This is a genomic window from Mucilaginibacter ximonensis (assembly GCF_042686265.1).
In the GTDB taxonomy this organism is placed as follows: Bacteria; Bacteroidota; Bacteroidia; order Sphingobacteriales; family Sphingobacteriaceae; genus Mucilaginibacter; species Mucilaginibacter ximonensis.
In genome coordinates, this window is sequence record NZ_JBHUPD010000004.1 from 173,651 (window position 1) to 190,600 (window position 16,950).

The window sequence follows — 16,950 nt, forward strand, 5'->3', positions numbered from 1 at the left end:
TTTATTTACATTTGAGGTGTAAATGACTGGATCTTATCATACATGCCTATTAGTGGACGATAATTATATCGATAATTTCGTCACGCGCAGGCTATTGGAAAGCAGCAAGTTTGCAGAGAATATAGTGGTTACCGAGTCGCCTACAGAAGCTATAAGCATGCTTGAAAGCGGAACCATAAAGCCAAACGTTATTTTTCTGGATATAAGGATGCCGCTGATGAGTGGATTTGAGTTTTTAGATGCTTTCGATAAACTTGATATTGACAAGAAGGGTATAAAAGTTTTTCTGCTCTCATCTTCATTTGACCCTACTGATATCCGCAGATCATCAGATAATAAATACATTACGCAGTTTATACACAAACCGCTAACACATAAAATACTCGAAGAACTACCATGATCTTAGTTGCCGATAGCGGATCGACAAAAACAGATTGGTTGCTTAAGCAGCCCGGCCACGAGGCACAGGCTTTCAGAACTCCGGGATTAAACCCCTACTTTTTAACTGATAAAGAGATTGTACGGATACTGCAGGATCAGGCTACAGATTTGATTGCTTACGGCCCGGAGGTAAAAGAGATCTATTTTTTTGGCGCCGGCTGTTCAAGCCCGGACAGGCATGAGATTATCAGCAATGCGTTGAGCCAGCTTTTTACTAAAGCATATATCAGTGTCGACAGCGATTTACTGGCATCTGCATACGCAACCTGCGGGCATGAAAAAGGCCTTTGCTGCATTTTAGGTACCGGCTCAAATATTTCATTTTTTGATGGCGAAGAAATACATACCGGTAAGCATGGTTTAGGTTATATTTTGGGCGATCAGGGCGCGGGTACCTGGTACGGCAAGACGTTGATTACAGATTATCTGTATGGCAACATGCCTGAAGAGGTTAACACCCTTTTTAAAAATACTTACCCAATAACCAAAGAAGAGGTTATCAGAAATGTCTATCAAAAGCCATCGCCTAATTCATACCTCGCATCTTTTGCCAGGTTCCTGAATGTTATTCGTAAAACAGAATATGGCAGCAACCTGATAAAACGCGGCTTGCAGGAATTTATTGATACCAACATCAAATCATACCCTGAATATCACGAATTTAAAAGCCATTTTGTAGGGTCAATAGCTTTTGTGTTTAGTAAAGAGCTGCATGAGCTGGCTGCTACGCAGGATATTCATATCGGTAAGATCATTAAACAGCCCATTAATGATTTGCTGGAATTTATTTTGAAGCGTGAAGGAATAGAGAAGTAATATCACCATCGTTTTATTTCTACTATCCTGTCATCCTGAGCAAAGCGAAGGATCTTATCAAACTGACAGGCTCGCATTATCATTATCGCGCGAATAAGATTCTTCGCTTTGCCCAGGATGACAAATCGGTTAGGCAGTATTTTTTCTCCTAAACCTCACAATTACCCCCAAAAACAAAATCCCTAATACAGCTAAAAAGCTGGTGGTTTTAGGGATATAGTCGCCGTGATCTACGTAAAAAGTAATATCCGAGTTCAGGTTAATGTTTTGTTTCAGGGCCGTGCGCGTCCACCATTTGGTTTGCTGTACAATATCGCCGCGCTCGTTTATAAAGGCCGATATACCGGTGTTGGCCGACCGGCATACCCACCTGCGTGTTTCAATAGCGCGTAATTTAGCATAATCCAGGTGCTGATCTTTACCCGAAGTATTTTCCCACCAGCCATCATTAGTGATAATGGCAATGAACTGCGCACCATTGCGTACTGATTGAGCCACCCACTCACCCCAGATAGATTCATAGCAGATAACCGGCGCAGCCCCTATACCGCTGGCCGCATAAAGCTCTGTAGGATGCTCCTGCCCCCCGTAAGCGCCAACGGCGCCTCCCAGGTGTTCAAACACCGGTTTCAGGAATGACAAGGCATTACCAAATGGCAGCGACTCGGCGCCGGGAACCAGCTTCGACTTGTGGTAAAACTGCACTTCGGCCGAGTTTTCAATGTTTACGGCACTGTTAAAATGGTCCATAAACTGGCTGCTGCCGGGTATCGCATCGGCAGTTTTTGTTTCACGGATGTTATAGAGCTTAGTGGTTTCGGCACCGGTGATGACATTGCCGTTTTTGTACTTTGACAAAAAGCGCTGCACCTGTAAAAAATAATTGCTGCTGCGAATACGATCCTCATCCACATAATCAGGGATAGCAGTTTCCGGCCAGATAAAAAACTCCGTATTAGTTTGCGCCAACGAGTCGGACAGTTTGGTCAGAATAGCTATTTGCTCAGGAGCCGGGATATCACCTTCTTTAGCATAAGGGTCTATATTGGGCTGCACCACCACAATATTTGAAGGATTGACAGCCTCGGTGTAGTGACTATAGCGATATAAGGAATAGCCAATCGGCAGCACAATCACTGCGGCAAGCACGCCTGTAAGTTTTAATCTTAATTGTTTATGCTGTGCTTCGCGCAATCCCACATAAATTAAAAACACCAGGATATTGCTTAGCCATATCCAAACAGTGCCGCCATAAACACCGGTATACTCATACCATTGTACCCATTGGTGCGTTGTAGCAAAGCCGTTACCCAGCGTCATCCAGGGGAAAGCAAGGTCCCAGCTTTGGTGCAGGTATTCATAACCTATCCAAAAACAAACAAGAGCAAAGAGTGCCCGGGGGCGACTGCTAACTATGCGCATCCTGAAATATAACCAGCACGCTGATGACATCAGCAGCGGCCCCAACGAATAAGGGATCAAACTAATAGGGATAGCGGTAACGTCACCAATAATTTTGAGCGCGTTATACACCCAGTAAATGCTGAGCACATTCCAAATAAAGAAGCCTAAAAAAGTTGTCCAGAATACATTTTTACCTTTATGTTTTGAGGGCGATTGAATGATATTCTCTATCACCAGTAACATCGGCACCAAACCAAAAAATAAAAACCAGGCAGTATAATGCATCGGCGGCCAGGCCAGCCAAAGTAATAAGCCTGAGAATATGGATAGGAGGATGTTTTTTTTCATTGTGTTATTTAATAAAATGGGTGTCACCCTGAGGCTCTCGAAGGGTGAGCGCGGGCATTGCCGTACGTTCGTTTTGCCTTACGCTCATGCTTCGAGGGCCTCAGCATGACAGGCCTTTAATTGTTTATTTACCTAAGCTTACCAAACATGTCATCGTTAAACGCCTGCGATTTGCCTTTTGGTATGGTGAGTGACTGCCAGCCCGAAGACCGCATTTTGCCGATAAAAACAATTTGGCCGATGTGACAAGGGTAATGCGCCAATTGGCGATTAATAGCGTCAACGACAGTATGGCGCTCACCGCGGATGTAAACCGGTTTGTCCCAATCTTCAGGTGTAATAGCGTCAAGCGCGTCGAAAAGGCATTGCCACCCGGCGTCCCATTTTTCAATTAGCTCGGATCGCGTATTAATTATCGCCTCAAATTCCTGATCGCGTTGGCGCCATTCCTTTTCGCCGTCAGTAGTTAAAAAGTCGGTCCATCGCGATAGCATGTTGCCCCAAAGATGCTGTACGATCATAGCTACGCTATTGCTTTCGTCGTTATATTGCCAAAAAAGGTCGTTATCCTGCAATTGGGCCATGGTCTTTTCGCCTAATGATTTATAATAGAGAAACTGTTTTTTGGCGCTTTTCAAAAAATCATCCATCATTAATTCTCCTTCCCGGCTACGCAGATTACAAATTCGCCCTTTACGGGATGCGTTTCAAAATAGGTTTTCACTTCGGCGACGGTGCCGCGTACCGTTTCCTCGAACATTTTAGTCAGCTCGCGCGATACTGAGAGTTTCCTGTCTGCTCCAAAATAAGTGATCATTTCGTCCAGTGTTTTTAACAAACGGTGAGGCGACTCATAGAGTATAATTGTCCGCTCTTCCTCAGCTAAAAACTTATAGCGGGTTTGGCGGCCTTTTTTTAAGGGTAAAAATCCTTCATAACAAAACTTATCTGTCGGGAAACCTGAATTAACCAGCGCCGGTACAAAGGCCGTAGCGCCCGGCAGGCACTCGACGGCAATGTCGTGCTTTAGCGCTTCACGTACCAGGTAAAAGCCCGGATCAGATATGGCCGGTGTGCCCGCGTCTGATATCAGAGCGATCTGCTTGCCTTCAAGCAAAAACTTCACAATCTCGTTTGATGACTGATGCTCATTATGTTGATGATGGGCAAATACCTTTTTCTGGATGTCGAAATGTTTGAGCAGCGGCGCCGAGGTGCGGGTGTCTTCGGCCAGGATCAGATCGGCCTCTTTTAAGACGCGGATGGCCCTGAAGGTCATATCCTCCAGGTTGCCTATGGGTGTGGGTACTAAATATAGTTTGCCGGGCTGCGTCATATGGTTAATGGTTCATGGTTAATAGTATGTACTGTATTTTTTCACAATTTGGCCATGAACAATGAACCACAAACTATGAACTAATTATATCTTTGTCGAAAAAATAAAATAATGCTGCAAGTTAGTTATATCCGCGAAAACAGGGAACAGGTTTTAGAGCGTTTGGCTGTAAAAAATTTTAAACAGCCAGAGTTGGTTGACGAAATCCTGCAATTGGACGACAGCCGCCGCCAAACACAGGTAAAGTTGGATAATACATCTGCAGAAGCAAACTCGGCCGCCAAACAAATAGGCGAACTAATGCGCACCGGCAAAAAAGACGAAGCCGAAACCATAAAAGCTAAAACCGGTGTCTGGAAAGAGGACATCAAAAAATACAACGAGGATTTGACCGCTATAGAGGCTGATCTTTATCAAAAACTGGTGCTGCTACCTAATCTGCCACATGCATCTGTCCCTAAAGGCAAAACGCCCGAAGAAAACGAGGTGGTGCTTGAAAACGGCACCAAGCCTGAACTGCCTGCAGATGCCCTGCCCCACTGGGAGCTGGCTGCCAAATATAAACTGATTGACTTTGAGTTAGGGGTTAAGATCACAGGGGCGGGTTTCCCGGTATATACCGGCAAAGGCGCCAAGCTGCAACGTGCGTTAATTAATTTCTTTATTGATGAGGCTGAAAAAGCCGGTTACAAAGAAGTGGGTGTACCCTTGGTAGTTAATGAGGCGTCGGGCTTTGGCACCGGGCAGCTACCGGATAAAGAGGGGCAGATGTATTTTGTAAATGAAGATAACCTGTATCTGATACCAACCGCCGAGGTGCCGATAACCAACCTGTACCGCGACGTTATTTTGAAGGCCGATGAGTTGCCGGTTAAAAACTGCGGGCACACCCCATGTTTCCGCCGCGAAGCTGGCTCATACGGCGCCCATGTGCGTGGGTTGAACCGCTTACACCAGTTTGATAAGGTAGAGATTGTTCAGATTGTTAATCCTGAAACTTCATATGACGCGCTGGAGCAAATGAGTCTGCATGTCCAGGGACTGCTGCAAAAGCTGGGGCTGCCCTATCGGGTATTACGGTTGTGCGGCGGAGACATGGGCTTTACCTCAGCGCTGACCTATGATATGGAAACCTGGAGCGCGGCACAACAACGTTGGTTAGAGGTATCGTCAGTGTCAAATTTTGAGACTTACCAGGCTAACCGCTTAAAGCTACGTTTCCGTAATGCCGAAGGTAAAACGCAACTGGCCCATACACTGAACGGCAGCGCATTAGCTTTACCGCGTATAGTAGCCACCCTACTGGAGAACAACCAAACCGAAAAAGGTATTAAAGTACCTGAAGTGTTGGTGCCTTATATTGGTTTTGAGTGGATAGATTAATTGGCGACGTCAATTAAGCTGCTGCTTACCCCGTCAAACACATAGCCGAGCAGCTTGCCAGCTATGTTTGCTTTTGGCTTTTTAGCTGTATTGCCGTAAATGAAGTGTTGTACGCCAAGCGCGGTAAGCAACCCGTCAACTTTGGTGTGCGGGCGCGATTTGTAACAATAGATCTTAATCTTGCTGTAAAACGGGTTGACGGTTAAGCGTCGAAGAACCTTTTCTGTTTCACCCGAAAGAAAGTCGTGATCTAAAACAATAGCGTAAGGCTGTAACTCATGAATGGAAGGAAAGATACGGTTCAGATTAGTAACTTTCACCACATTTTTAGTAGTGGGTAAAGTGATACTGGAGGTAGTTCGGGTGACTACCAGCAACGGCTTGGAAAGGTTTCGCATTATTAAATTAATTACGGACGTTTCTTTATACGAAAGTTAAAATTAAAAGTTACACCATTTATCGTTCATTGTTGCTCATCTATCACCAAGCTTTAAATAACATATATTTGTGCCTATGGAAACCATTAACTGGAGCGATTTTGAAAAGGTTGAACTGCGCGTAGGCACTGTGCTTGAGGCTTTAGATTTTCCTGAGGCGCGCCGCCCGGCTTTTAAGGTAAAAGTTGATTTCGGCGAGTTTGGCACCAAATGGTCAAGCGCGCAGATCACTAAACACTATACAAAGGACGAACTGATTGGCAGACAGATTGTTGGTGTGATCAATTTTCCTAAAAAGCAAATTGCTAATTTTATGTCTGAGTTTCTGGTAACGGGTTTTGCCGACGAAAACGGCGATATTGTGCTGGCCGCCGTTGACAAACCGGTGCCCAATGGTAGTAAGTTGATATGAATGTAGGTGAGTATATATTCGGTCCGCAATTAATAGGTGCAGTATCTTGCTTGCATCTGGATAAAACATTTAATAATAAGAATGAGATACGTTAATTTCGGCGATGAGTCGGCGCTTTCGCCTGATGATTTCTTTATGGATCAGGCGCTGCACGAAGCCCGCCTGGCTTATGGCGAAGACGAGATACCTATCGGCGCTGTAGTAGTTTGCCAGGGAAAAATTATTGGCCGCGGACATAACTTAACAGAGCGGCTAAACGACGTATCGGCACACGCCGAAATGCAGGCCTTAACCGCTGCTGCTAATTTTATGGGAGGCAAGTATCTTAAAGACTGCACCCTTTATGTTACCCTCGAGCCTTGCGTAATGTGCGCTGGAGCCTCATACTGGTTCCAGATTGGTAAAATTGTATTCGGTGCTTATGATACCCGTATGGGCTTTGGGCGCCTCAACCAAAAAATCACGCATCCTAAGACCATCGTTACCGGCGGAATCCGTGAGAATGAGTGCGCCGAGCTAATGCGCAGCTTTTTTAAAAATAAGCGGTAAGCGCAAAGTGTTTGTTTCACCTGAATGTGAAACAAAATGAAACAAGTGAAACACTTTTTTGGATTAGTATATTGATATTCAATTCAATACAAAAACCGGGTGAAACAAAATGAAACAAAATAAAACAAGAGCGCTGACAATATGTTGCCACCAGATAATTTTATAATTTATATTGTCATCTCGAACGTAGTGAGAAATCTATACACAAGACATTCACACAGAGCTTAGCATATGTATAGATTTCTCCCGTTGGTCGAAATGACAAATTCGATAATAACATCGCCATCCTATGTTTACAGATCACATTAAGGAAGCCACATTAAAAAATCACCAGCAAACAGAAAAAGTGCTTATTGGTAAAATGAAGGCCATGCGCTCTCAGCAGGACTATATCAATCTGTTAAATTTATTTTACGGTTACTTTGGTGCACTTGAGCTACATATAGAACGCTACATTAACGCTTCGAACCTGGCCGATTATGAAGATAGGCGCAAAACATCTGCGATAGCTGACGATATTACAGCTCTTGGCGCTATTATCCCTGCGCTGGCTGCCGATGACAAATTGCCGGTGATTGACAATTACCTGAAAGCTTTCGGGGCGCTATATGTAATAGAAGGGTCGACACTGGGCGGTAAAATCATCAGTAAAATGATACAGCAGCATCTGCATGTTGAGGATGGGCGCGGACTGTCATTTTTTAACAGCTACGGTAAACACACCGAGCAGATGTGGGCCGGTTTTAAAGAAATTTTAAACGATGTTGCCATGAGCCCTGAAGATGAAGAGATCATTACAAGGGCGGCTAATCAAACCTTTGCTAAGTTTGAAGCCTGGTTAGCTAACTAAATATGCCTATCGTATAGCGATGTCGCTGGTATTGGGTCATAGCTTAAATTTCATCCCGGATTAGCGTAAAAATAAAAGCCCCCGGTTACAATCAACCAGGGGCTTTCAATTTCAAATCCAATCAATTATTGGCTGTCAGGAACACTTGCTATACGATATACAACATTACCATTAACATCCGTGGTTTCTTCCAGATAAATATCTTCGGCAGTAACGTAATATTTTTTACCATTCAATGTAACCCGGCGCGCATTTTCAGGCAATTGCTCTACGATGTCGCCTACACGTGGCACCTGGTTAACAGCGCCATTGTCGTCGCCGGTCTGACCATCGCTTTTGTCGGTATTCAATACGCCGTCTTTACCGGCAACTACATAAACTTTATCACCTTTGTCATTAATAATGATTTTGTAATAAACACCGCCAGCTTCAAAAAATTGCTGATTGTCAATCATGATAGCCTTAGCGTTACGTGGCAACGACGGTACTGAGGCACCAACCGGCGGGGCCGTTACTACATACCCGTCATCATACGGACGATAAAATACACCATCATAATAATAAAATAAGGCAGAACCCATATAAAATGGGTAGTAGCCAAATGGCAATGCGTTATAATAAAACCCTAACGACGGATAAAAACCATATCCATAGCCGCCTCTGTAGCCTAAACCTAAACCCAGGCTTACATTATTACGATAACCACCAAAACTTACACCAGTGCGAAAACCGCCACCGCCTACGCTTCCGCCACCACGGCTAAAGGTAGCTCCACCACCGCCGCCGCCACCTGAGTGAGCGCCACCGCGCTGTGCGTCGGCATTTAAAACAACCATTGCAGAAAGCGTTCCGCCCAGCATTAGTGCAGATGCATATTTATTAAACCTTTTCATATTATTATGACGTAAAAAAATATAACTCAATTTATGGCTATGTAGTATGCGGCGTAAAACTTTTACTAACATAACATTAGTTAGACAAATTCAAGTTCAAAGGGTTTAATTAGCCTTCAAAAATATTTGATGTTTTTCCGTTATTTTTTAATTAGCTGAAAAGGAAAGATCAACCTGAAATTACTGCCTACATTTTTAACCGAATCAACCTCAATTTTGATGTCGTGAAACGTAGCAATTGACTTAACAATGGGCAAACCCAAACCAAAGCTATCCTGTTGCATTGACTGCCTAACCTTTTTAAACCTATTGAAAATCAAAGGCATATCTTCAACACTGATACCAGTACCTGTATCTGTAATATTAACAATCAGGCTGCCGCTTTCCAGCTCGGTAGTGATAACTATCTCGCCGTCGGGTTTATTATACTTGATGGCATTGTTTACCAGATTAAAAAATAAATTAAACAGCAGGAAACGGTTTACATTAATTAAAACAACATCTTCAGGCACCAAAATATCAAAAGTTAAATTCTTATCAGTCAGGCGTACACTAATCTCGTCGTAAACTTCCTGCAATAATTGGTTGATAGATATTTGGTCTTCTTTTAAAAACTGCTCGTTTTCAATCTGCGATATCAACAACAATGTTTTGGTGATGCTTTTGAGGCGGTTCAAAATTTTCTGCATTTCCAGCAGGCGCACCTTCAAATCATCAGCCACGTCTTCACGATCAAACATGTTTTCGATTTTTGATTGAAGAATGGATATCGGCGTCATCAACTCGTGCGAGGCATTGGAGATAAATTCGCGCTCCTTCTGGAAGGCTGCCTCAATAGTTTCAATCATTTTATGAATGCTGATATCCAGATACTGAAAATCGGACGTTGAAGTTTTAACTTCTTTGTATGAACCAAAATTGGGGAACTTCTGCCCTATTAGCTTGGTTTTAATAATATGCCCAAGTGGGTTAAGCACCCGGTTGGTATAAAACAAATCGGCCAGGATAGTGAGCAGTATCATCCCTATTAGCACCACAAAAGCAATGTTTTGCAGGGGCGCGCTGGTATCATCCAACGTGGCTACGCTTTTACCTATTTCAAGCAGATATTTATGGTTTCCTACGTTAAAAGTATGGCTCAGTATCCGGTACTCGATGGTATCCTGCTCAACCAGGCGGCGCTCATTTTTAATTGTATCAATTTTATGGCCGGGTATGGTATCTGTTTCAATTGTAAGATACTCCTCTTTAAGGGGCAGGTAATAGCTGCCATAAGTTTCGCCATCAGGTATATAGTTTTTGATACCCTGGGTTTTAACTATCTGCAGAAACTTTTTTTGCTGCTTGATAAGGTTGTTATCTACATAGTTGCGGCTTATACGCTTAATAAGCACGGGCACCAGCAATACAAACAAAACCACGATCACCAGTTTTGAGATGGCATTAAACAGCGTAAGTTTTGTTTTTAGTTTCAATGTGCTAAGTGTTCATTTTTATTTTATAGCCCAGCCCCCGCACCGTTTCCAGCCAGTCGGGTGCTGAATAAACGTTTAGTTTCTTGCGTATGTTTTTGATATGCGCGTCTATGTAGTTTGAGTCGTAATCGTCATTGATAACACTGCCCCAAATGTGCTCGCTTAGCTGGGTGCGGCTCAACGTGCGGTTTTTGTTGAGGATGAGGTAAGCTATCAGATCGAATTCTTTCTTAGTAATGGTGCTCACCGTATCTCCCTGGCAGCTGATGACCCTATCTGTAAGGTTAATCAGAAAATCGCCAAGCTCAACTATATTTTGTTTAAGCCCGAATTTGCGGCGCATAATAGCCTGCATGCGGCTTTGCAGCTCTAACAGCGAGAATGGTTTCGGCAAATAATCGTCTGCCCCCAAATCCAGGCCACGTACCCTGTCATTTATCTCGGCGCGTGCCGTGAGGATAATACAAGCTGCATCCGGGTTGTTTTTTTTTGCTTCTTTTAGCAAATCAAGTCCCTCGTAGTCGGGCAAGCCCAAATCAATCAGTATAAAATCATACAGGCTGGTAGCAATTCTCTCTGACGCTGATGCACCGTTGTAGCAAACATCGGTTACGTAATTATTATTGCCCAGAAAAATTTCAAGCTCATGTGCCAATGCTTCTTCATCCTCAATTATTAAAACATTCATAGCTTAATAGAAAATGTAGAAAAATGATGCGTTTATAAATGATTCATGCTTGTTCTCTAAAGCACCTTCAACATTAACCGGTATTGAATACTTATAGGCCAGCTCAAACGTATAATGCGGGCGGTTATAAGCTATAGGTATTTTAAAGCTATAATTAAGCACGTTAAGCCGGCCATTATTAAAACCAGTGGATTGGCCTGATCCAAACTTATATATATTAATAGCAGCCAACCTTTCCTGGTGGTCTACGGAATAGCGCTGCACAAAGTTTTGCGTACCTACGATAAAACTAAAGCCGGGGTTGAAGGACAGGTAGTCCTTATCGTCAAAAATATTGCCCTTGGTTTCAAAATATTTAGAATGGGTAACGGTCATGAAAAAATCGCTCGATTTACCAAACAGATAATCCAGCGTAACAGTTGATTTCACCGGGCCCCAGTCGTAAGAGTTTTTCCAGTTTACGTCGTTTGAGGTAGCCGATTCAATGATACGTTCTTCTTTATTAAATATAAAACGATTATAAGATACCGCACCCGAAAATTGCCTGGTTGGATGATACAGGTAACCGCCGCCCAGATCAACCTCATCAACCGAAGTATTGTAGCCGATTAAGCGTAACGCCGAACCATATGCAAAAAAACCACTTTTAAAATTATACACTACATCTGCAGAAAAATAGGGATAAGTAATTGGGCCCACCCTACCAAAAAACATGGCATCGCTACCATAATTAACACCTACTGATATAGAACGCTTTCGAACAATGGTGTCTGTATCTCTTACCGTTAACGGGGCAGGGCGAAAAATAAAAGCATGCCGCAGCAGTTCCGCAGCGCTTGCGGGGCTACATACAGCAATTAAAATTAGTATACGCAGGTACTTCATTTGATCGGCTTGTTTTGTTTAGGTTAATTACCATTTCGTCTCGGAATTTCAGGCGGTCTGTCCAAACCTTCAGGCCGGCGTTCGCGCTTAGGTTTCGCTTTTTCATCCCCAATCTTTTCGGGCTTGACCTGGCGCTTTGCCTTTGATATTTCCTTGATCTTTTTTTCCTCTTCTGCCTTTTGTTTTTTGGTAGTATCTAAAGCCAAAACATATCGCATACCACCGCCATAAGCCAGTGAACGGCGGCCCGTACTGGTTTCAGCAAATGATAAGCTAATTGCAAATATCAATAACAATGTAATATATGCAAGCCGCTTTAGCATTGGCGACATGAATTTGGTAAATATTTTTCCAAAAGTCAGTTAATTGCAGGCAGGTGCCGTAGCACCCGCCTAATTTATGGTAATGGACTTAAACTTTATAATTTTTGAGGATTTTTAGCACACCAAGAGGTGCATCCAATTGAAAGGCATTAAAATTCATCAGCGTTTTGCCGCCAATAAATAATCTATATTAAGCGATGACAATACCTTTTGACGGGTATATACGGTTATGATCGTCAATGATGACACAACCTATCTGGTTCAATTGATTAATGAGGTAAATACCTGCGTTAACACCAATAGTCATCACTGGCGTCGCCATAGCATCGGCAAACTCGGCAGTGGGGCTTATAATACTTACGCTTTTAGTCTGGCTCACTGCAAAACCGTTAACTGGCCGGGCAACATTAAGTTTTTTGTCATTAATAATTGCATAGTTCCCGGTGTTTACAGAAGTAGCTATAGCCATATTGCTTATTTCAAGATCGGCAAAAGGTTCATTAGCCTGGCGCGGGTCGGCAGTTGCAACCGTCCAGGGCTCCATATCGGGTTGCAGGCCCCAGGTTAGCAGGTCGCCACCGGCATTGATTACCCCATGGCTTACACCTTCTAATTGCAAGATATATTTTGCACGGTCGGCTGCATATCCTTTGCTGTTAGCAGCAAAACTTATACGCATACCTTTTTCTTTAAGGAAAACAGTGGTTGCTTTAGCATCTAACACTACATCTTTATAATTGATGGTTGTGTAAGTTAGCGTCGCTATATCTTCGTTATCTAAAGCTTTATCATTGTTGTAGTAGGTGATATCAAATGACCCGTAAGTTAGCTCAGAAATTTGCAGTGAACGCTCTATAAGTTTAAAAATCTCAGCGCCAACCTTTACAGGTTTTACCCCGGCATTACGGTTAATGGTATTTACTGCGTTGTCTTCGCCAAAGGTACTTAACAGCTTCTCTACACGATTAATTTCGGCAATGGCGCTGTCTATGCGCTCATGGGCCCAAATCGGATCGTTCCCCACCACACTGATTTCGAACTTATTACCCATCAGCATCACTTCACGTCTGTAGATGGTTGAGTTATTAGTTACTACCTTTTTTAGAGCCAGCATAATCCAGTCTTTTAAATTCAAGAACTAAATTATAGCGGCTTTATGAAAACAAGATGAAAACCGGGGTGACAGAAATTTAAAAAAATGTTAAATGTAAGCTGTTTCAGGAAATTAGCTGCTGTAAGTAACCGTCAGCATGAATAAAAAAAACTAAATCAGCATATGGTAAATTCACCAAAACATAAGCACCAATCTGCGCAGGTTATAAAACAAAAATGCAGATATGCTAATGATTCAACTCATCTGCATACCTGCATCAATTTTTTATTAGAGACAAAACAGCATCTGCACATTTGCACATCTGCCTATTTGCACATTTATGCTACACTTCCTTCTTTCAGCTTTTCTGCATTCTCTGCAAATTGCAAAGCTTCCATAATTTCCTGAATGTTGCCATTCATCACGTCTGCAAGATTGTATATGGTTAAACCAATACGGTGCTCTGTTAAACGCCCCTGCGGGTAGTTGTAAGTACGCACTTTGGCCGAACGGTCGCCGGTGGCTACCATAGTTTTACGTTTTTTAGAAGCTTCTTCCAAGTGTTTTTGCAGCTCAAGCTCATAAACGCGCGAGCGTAACACCTGTAAGGCTTTGTCAAAGTTTTTTAATTGCGATTTCTGATCCTGGCACTGTGCAACCACACCTGTAGGGATGTGTGTTAAACGCACCGCGGAATAAGTAGTATTTACTGATTGCCCGCCCGGCCCTGATGCACAGAACAGATCCTTACGGATATCGGCAGGATTTAACTGAATATCAAACTCGTCAACCTCAGGCAAAACCACAATAGATGCTGCCGATGTATGTACACGGCCCTGTGTTTCAGTTTCAGGAACACGTTGCACACGGTGCACACCTGATTCATATTTCAGCGTACCGTAAGCATCCTCAGCGTTCACGTTAAAAACAATCTCTTTATATCCGCCTGCTGTGCCTTCAGTATAGTCCACCAGTTCGGTTTTCCAACCGCGCTTTTCGCAATAACGCATGTACATCCGGTAAAGGTCGCCGGCAAAAATAGCAGCTTCATCGCCCCCGGTTCCACCCCGTATTTCAACTATCGCGTTCTTAGAATCTTCAGGATCCTTTGGAATCAGCATCAAACGTATCTGCTCCTCTTTCTCCTCTTGCTGAACCAGCAGTTCATCGAGCTCGGTCTTAGCCATCTCGCGAAACTCCTCGTCTTTCTCGGTAGCCAATATTTGCTTGTTAGTGTCAATATTGCTGACGATGTTACGATATATATGGTATTCATCAACAATCTTTGCCAGATCTTTATACTCTTTATTCAGTTGGGCAAAACGCTTCATATCAGCCATGGCATCAGGGCTGCTCAATTCTCCCTCTACTGTTTTCCAGCGTTGATATATTAATTCTAATTTTTCTAACATAGCCTGAATTCCTTCTAATCGGCCACTAATATGCCCGATTTTAAAAATCCCACAAAAGTACGCTTTTTTAGCCGCAAACCATAACGCAAGCCTGTTTAACCTAAAAGGTTTATGATAGGATGACAAATAATTCGTCCGAAGCACTTATTGTATTTGCAAGCATGACAAGCGTAAAAAACAAAGATAGTTTGCGACTGCTTGCAAATGAAAGAGCAACCCCGCTTAACTTTTCGGCTCGAAATATTCCAGCTTTAAATTTTCGCCATCAAACACCGCATACGTATAATAGCTATACCATTCGCCTAAATTAATATACCGGCTTTTTTCATCCAGTTGTATATCTAATGGTAAATGACGATGGCCGAAGATCAAATAGTCGAAATATTTTCGGGTAAGCAATTCTCTGCAATAAACTACCAGCCATTCCTGTTCGACAGATTTACGGGTTTCATTGGATAAACCTGATTTACGACTGTGTCTTGACCAATAATTAGCTATACCTACGCCCAAATTTGGATGCACCCGGGCAAATAACCATTGACAAAACTTACTACGAAAAACTTTTTTTAACGCTTTATAAAAAGCATCCCCCGGGCCCAATCCGTCGCCATGATGAAGGTAAAACTTTTTACCGCTGCGTTCAATCTCAAGTTCATTGCTGATAATTGTGGCGTTCAGCTCGACGGTAAAGTAATCAAACATCCACATGTCGTGGTTACCTTTAAACAGGTAAAGTTTTACGCCATTGTCTACCAAATCGGCAAGTTTACCTAAGAACCTGATGTACCCACGAGGAACCACGGTTTTATATTCAAACCAAAAGTCAAAAACGTCCCCAATTAAAAACAGCTCGGCAGCATCGTCTTTTATAGCGTCAAGCCAGCGCACTATACGGTCCTCGCGCTCGCGGCTGATTTGATAACTACCTCCGCCTAAATGAAAATCAGAAGCAAAATAAATTTTTGTACCTGTGGACATACTGCGTCAAAAATACATTTTTATCACTAACCAGTATCAACAAAAAGAAGCCCTTCAGTGCTGAAGGGCTTCTTTTGTATTAATGATTTAATTTATATTAACGACGATCATCATCATGACCATGGCCGTGTCCATGACCCCGGCCGCGATCATGGCCTTCATTACCGTGGCCTTTATCTTTATACCAACCGTTATGGTTACCGTTGTCATGGCCATTCCAATGGTTACGGTATTTATCTTCGCGGCTATCTCGAATCAGCACCTGATCACGACGACCTCTGTAACCTCTGTATTTAGCACGATAAGTAGTAGCACGTAACCATGGCGATGGCTCATTAATGACTACTTTATAACTGTTATAAGGGTCAAAACGATATCTTGATGGTAAAACTGCCGCGCGCACCCACCGGCCCGACTCTAAATAAACATACTGATGGTTGGGTACATCATAGTAAGTATCAATATCGGGCATATAGTAATATTCTGCGTGATCATATCCTACCGGGCCCCAATCAGGTTGGCTACCAATGTTTAAACCTAAACTGATATGAATTTGGGCTTCGGCTCTGAATGCTAAGCAGCTAATTAAAACCACTGCTGTTAAAAGGATCTTTTTCATAAATTTTAGTATTTGTGTTTGTTGTTGTGAGACGTTCAATTAAGATGATAGTTTAATTTTTTGATTATATTAAAAAACACCGACGTTACCTGAACAAACACACTCACCGAAAGTTTTGATATTATAAAACGATTATATTGACTATATTCAACTAAAAATCAAAATCTTATGCATTTATCTAAGTTCACATTCGTAATTGCATTTTGTTTAATTACCTTAAACTTAAAAGCGCAATTAAAACTTCAGGTATTTTTTGCCGGACACGTTGATTCTCTGAAAGGAACTGTTATTATTTACGGAGATAATCGATTAGACGTTGCGAAAATCAACAAAAAAGACATCGTTACGATGCAACCAAAAGCAAACGACCCATATTATAAAAACAAAAAGGGTATATATCTTGTAGGCGTTAAACCCGGAAGTAAGATTACTATCGGCAATAAAGAAATAATTTTAGGGCCTATCGCAGTAATGGGCGATTGCAGCTGCTGCAGCACCCCACCCTATACCTGTTATGGAAAACGTGCGCATTGCGAAACGATGAGCGGCTGTCATCCTGTTGAAAATTGCAAAGCTTGTATAAACTACTTATAACCTTTATTAAAAAG

20 protein-coding genes are annotated in these 16,950 nt (G+C 42.6%); 7 read left to right on the forward strand and 13 right to left on the reverse strand.

Going from position 1 to position 16,950, the window contains the following annotated elements:
• Positions 1-52: 52 nt before the first annotated feature.
• Positions 53-400: a response regulator gene (locus ACFS5N_RS17845; protein ID WP_377188866.1), complete on the forward strand. Its 348-nt coding sequence runs from the start codon at positions 53-55 to the stop codon at positions 398-400.
• Positions 397-1,257 (forward strand): N-acetylglucosamine kinase, encoded by an 861-nt coding sequence (locus ACFS5N_RS17850; RefSeq protein WP_377188869.1) that lies wholly within the window; start codon positions 397-399, stop codon positions 1,255-1,257. The genes ACFS5N_RS17845 and ACFS5N_RS17850 overlap by 4 nt, the downstream gene beginning before the upstream one ends.
• Before the next feature lie 129 nt (positions 1,258-1,386).
• Here ACFS5N_RS17850 and lnt read toward each other — a convergent pair whose 3' ends face one another.
• The 3 genes from lnt to rsmI all read right to left on the reverse strand — a co-directional run bounded on the left by lnt (position 1,387) and on the right by rsmI (position 4,345).
• Entirely contained in the window at positions 1,387-3,009 is a 1,623-nt protein-coding gene (lnt, locus tag ACFS5N_RS17855; RefSeq protein WP_377188871.1) for an apolipoprotein N-acyltransferase, read from the reverse strand.
• Between the two features lie 128 nt (positions 3,010-3,137).
• Positions 3,138-3,662 (reverse strand): DUF1572 family protein, encoded by a 525-nt coding sequence (locus tag ACFS5N_RS17860; protein WP_377188874.1) that lies wholly within the window; start codon positions 3,660-3,662, stop codon positions 3,138-3,140.
• Positions 3,662-4,345: a 16S rRNA (cytidine(1402)-2'-O)-methyltransferase gene (gene rsmI, locus ACFS5N_RS17865; RefSeq protein ID WP_377188876.1), complete on the reverse strand. Its 684-nt coding sequence runs from the start codon at positions 4,343-4,345 to the stop codon at positions 3,662-3,664. Before rsmI ends, ACFS5N_RS17860 begins: the two co-directional genes overlap by 1 nt.
• 111 nt (positions 4,346-4,456) lie before the next feature.
• Here rsmI and serS point away from each other — a divergent pair, with 111 nt between their 5' ends.
• On the forward strand, positions 4,457-5,728 hold the full coding sequence (serS, locus tag ACFS5N_RS17870; RefSeq protein WP_377188878.1) for a serine--tRNA ligase: 1,272 nt from the start codon (positions 4,457-4,459) through the stop codon (positions 5,726-5,728).
• Here serS and ACFS5N_RS17875 read toward each other — a convergent pair.
• Positions 5,725-6,126 carry a hypothetical protein gene (locus tag ACFS5N_RS17875; protein WP_377188881.1) on the reverse strand — a complete coding sequence of 134 codons (402 nt, stop codon included), beginning with the start codon at positions 6,124-6,126 and terminating at the stop codon, positions 5,725-5,727. The genes serS and ACFS5N_RS17875 overlap by 4 nt on opposite strands.
• A 115-nt stretch (positions 6,127-6,241) precedes the next feature.
• Here ACFS5N_RS17875 and ACFS5N_RS17880 point away from each other — a divergent pair, with 115 nt between their 5' ends.
• From ACFS5N_RS17880 to ACFS5N_RS17890, 3 genes are all read left to right on the forward strand, one after another.
• A complete protein-coding gene (locus ACFS5N_RS17880) occupies positions 6,242-6,577 on the forward strand; it encodes a tRNA-binding protein (RefSeq protein WP_377188884.1) in 336 nt (111 codons plus the stop codon).
• A gap of 81 nt (positions 6,578-6,658) precedes the next feature.
• The gene (locus ACFS5N_RS17885; RefSeq protein WP_377188887.1) at positions 6,659-7,126 is read left to right on the forward strand and encodes a nucleoside deaminase; all 468 of its coding nucleotides are present in this window, start codon (positions 6,659-6,661) and stop codon (positions 7,124-7,126) included.
• Between the two features lie 289 nt (positions 7,127-7,415).
• Positions 7,416-7,976 (forward strand): biliverdin-producing heme oxygenase, encoded by a 561-nt coding sequence (locus tag ACFS5N_RS17890; RefSeq protein WP_377188890.1) that lies wholly within the window; start codon positions 7,416-7,418, stop codon positions 7,974-7,976.
• Positions 7,977-8,101: 125 nt separating this feature from the next.
• On the opposite strand, the gene ACFS5N_RS17895 is transcribed toward ACFS5N_RS17890, so the two are convergent.
• The 9 genes from ACFS5N_RS17895 to ACFS5N_RS17935 form a co-directional block, all read right to left on the reverse strand.
• Entirely contained in the window at positions 8,102-8,869 is a 768-nt protein-coding gene (locus tag ACFS5N_RS17895; RefSeq protein WP_377188892.1) for a DUF6515 family protein, read from the reverse strand.
• Between the two features lie 140 nt (positions 8,870-9,009).
• Positions 9,010-10,344, reverse strand: a complete 1,335-nt coding sequence (locus ACFS5N_RS17900) for a sensor histidine kinase (RefSeq protein WP_377188895.1) — start codon at positions 10,342-10,344, stop codon at positions 9,010-9,012.
• Between the two features lie 4 nt (positions 10,345-10,348).
• Positions 10,349-11,032, reverse strand: a complete 684-nt coding sequence (locus ACFS5N_RS17905) for a response regulator transcription factor (protein ID WP_377188898.1) — start codon at positions 11,030-11,032, stop codon at positions 10,349-10,351.
• A 3-nt stretch (positions 11,033-11,035) separates the two neighbouring features.
• Positions 11,036-11,917, reverse strand: coding sequence for a hypothetical protein (locus tag ACFS5N_RS17910; RefSeq protein ID WP_377188901.1), 882 nt, complete (start codon positions 11,915-11,917; stop codon positions 11,036-11,038).
• 23 nt (positions 11,918-11,940) lie between these two features.
• Positions 11,941-12,207: a hypothetical protein gene (locus tag ACFS5N_RS17915; RefSeq protein ID WP_377188904.1), complete on the reverse strand. Its 267-nt coding sequence runs from the start codon at positions 12,205-12,207 to the stop codon at positions 11,941-11,943.
• Positions 12,208-12,430: 223 nt separating this feature from the next.
• Positions 12,431-13,375 carry an FAD:protein FMN transferase gene (locus tag ACFS5N_RS17920; RefSeq protein WP_377188910.1) on the reverse strand — a complete coding sequence of 315 codons (945 nt, stop codon included), beginning with the start codon at positions 13,373-13,375 and terminating at the stop codon, positions 12,431-12,433.
• A 296-nt stretch (positions 13,376-13,671) separates the two neighbouring features.
• Positions 13,672-14,745, reverse strand: a complete 1,074-nt coding sequence (gene prfA / locus ACFS5N_RS17925) for a peptide chain release factor 1 (protein WP_377188913.1) — start codon at positions 14,743-14,745, stop codon at positions 13,672-13,674.
• A gap of 222 nt (positions 14,746-14,967) precedes the next feature.
• Positions 14,968-15,723 (reverse strand): UDP-2,3-diacylglucosamine diphosphatase, encoded by a 756-nt coding sequence (locus ACFS5N_RS17930; RefSeq protein ID WP_377188916.1) that lies wholly within the window; start codon positions 15,721-15,723, stop codon positions 14,968-14,970.
• Between the two features lie 97 nt (positions 15,724-15,820).
• Positions 15,821-16,342 (reverse strand): hypothetical protein, encoded by a 522-nt coding sequence (locus ACFS5N_RS17935; RefSeq protein WP_377188919.1) that lies wholly within the window; start codon positions 16,340-16,342, stop codon positions 15,821-15,823.
• A 168-nt stretch (positions 16,343-16,510) separates the two neighbouring features.
• On the opposite strand from ACFS5N_RS17935, the gene ACFS5N_RS17940 reads away from it, so the two are divergent.
• On the forward strand, positions 16,511-16,936 hold the full coding sequence (locus ACFS5N_RS17940) for a hypothetical protein (protein WP_377188922.1): 426 nt from the start codon (positions 16,511-16,513) through the stop codon (positions 16,934-16,936).
• Positions 16,937-16,950 lie beyond the last annotated feature (14 nt).

Excerpts from the sequence above, each read along its gene's own strand:
- ACFS5N_RS17895 (WP_377188892.1), bottom strand. The coding sequence starts at position 8,869 with ATGAAAAGGTTTAATAAATATGCATCTGCACTAATGCTGGGCGGAACG.
- ACFS5N_RS17890 (WP_377188890.1), top strand. The coding sequence starts at position 7,416 with ATGTTTACAGATCACATTAAGGAAGCCACATTAAAAAATCACCAGCAA.
- serS (WP_377188878.1), top strand. The coding sequence starts at position 4,457 with ATGCTGCAAGTTAGTTATATCCGCGAAAACAGGGAACAGGTTTTAGAG.
- ACFS5N_RS17850 (WP_377188869.1), top strand. The coding sequence starts at position 397 with ATGATCTTAGTTGCCGATAGCGGATCGACAAAAACAGATTGGTTGCTT.
- ACFS5N_RS17905 (WP_377188898.1), bottom strand. The coding sequence starts at position 11,032 with ATGAATGTTTTAATAATTGAGGATGAAGAAGCATTGGCACATGAGCTT.
- ACFS5N_RS17935 (WP_377188919.1), bottom strand. The coding sequence starts at position 16,342 with ATGAAAAAGATCCTTTTAACAGCAGTGGTTTTAATTAGCTGCTTAGCA.
- ACFS5N_RS17910 (WP_377188901.1), bottom strand. The coding sequence starts at position 11,917 with ATGAAGTACCTGCGTATACTAATTTTAATTGCTGTATGTAGCCCCGCA.
- ACFS5N_RS17860 (WP_377188874.1), bottom strand. The coding sequence starts at position 3,662 with ATGATGGATGATTTTTTGAAAAGCGCCAAAAAACAGTTTCTCTATTAT.
- ACFS5N_RS17940 (WP_377188922.1), top strand. The coding sequence starts at position 16,511 with ATGCATTTATCTAAGTTCACATTCGTAATTGCATTTTGTTTAATTACC.
- rsmI (WP_377188876.1), bottom strand. The coding sequence starts at position 4,345 with ATGACGCAGCCCGGCAAACTATATTTAGTACCCACACCCATAGGCAAC.
- ACFS5N_RS17885 (WP_377188887.1), top strand. The coding sequence starts at position 6,659 with ATGAGATACGTTAATTTCGGCGATGAGTCGGCGCTTTCGCCTGATGAT.
- ACFS5N_RS17875 (WP_377188881.1), bottom strand. The coding sequence starts at position 6,126 with ATGCGAAACCTTTCCAAGCCGTTGCTGGTAGTCACCCGAACTACCTCC.
- ACFS5N_RS17880 (WP_377188884.1), top strand. The coding sequence starts at position 6,242 with ATGGAAACCATTAACTGGAGCGATTTTGAAAAGGTTGAACTGCGCGTA.
- ACFS5N_RS17930 (WP_377188916.1), bottom strand. The coding sequence starts at position 15,723 with ATGTCCACAGGTACAAAAATTTATTTTGCTTCTGATTTTCATTTAGGC.
- prfA (WP_377188913.1), bottom strand. The coding sequence starts at position 14,745 with ATGTTAGAAAAATTAGAATTAATATATCAACGCTGGAAAACAGTAGAG.
- lnt (WP_377188871.1), bottom strand. The coding sequence starts at position 3,009 with ATGAAAAAAAACATCCTCCTATCCATATTCTCAGGCTTATTACTTTGG.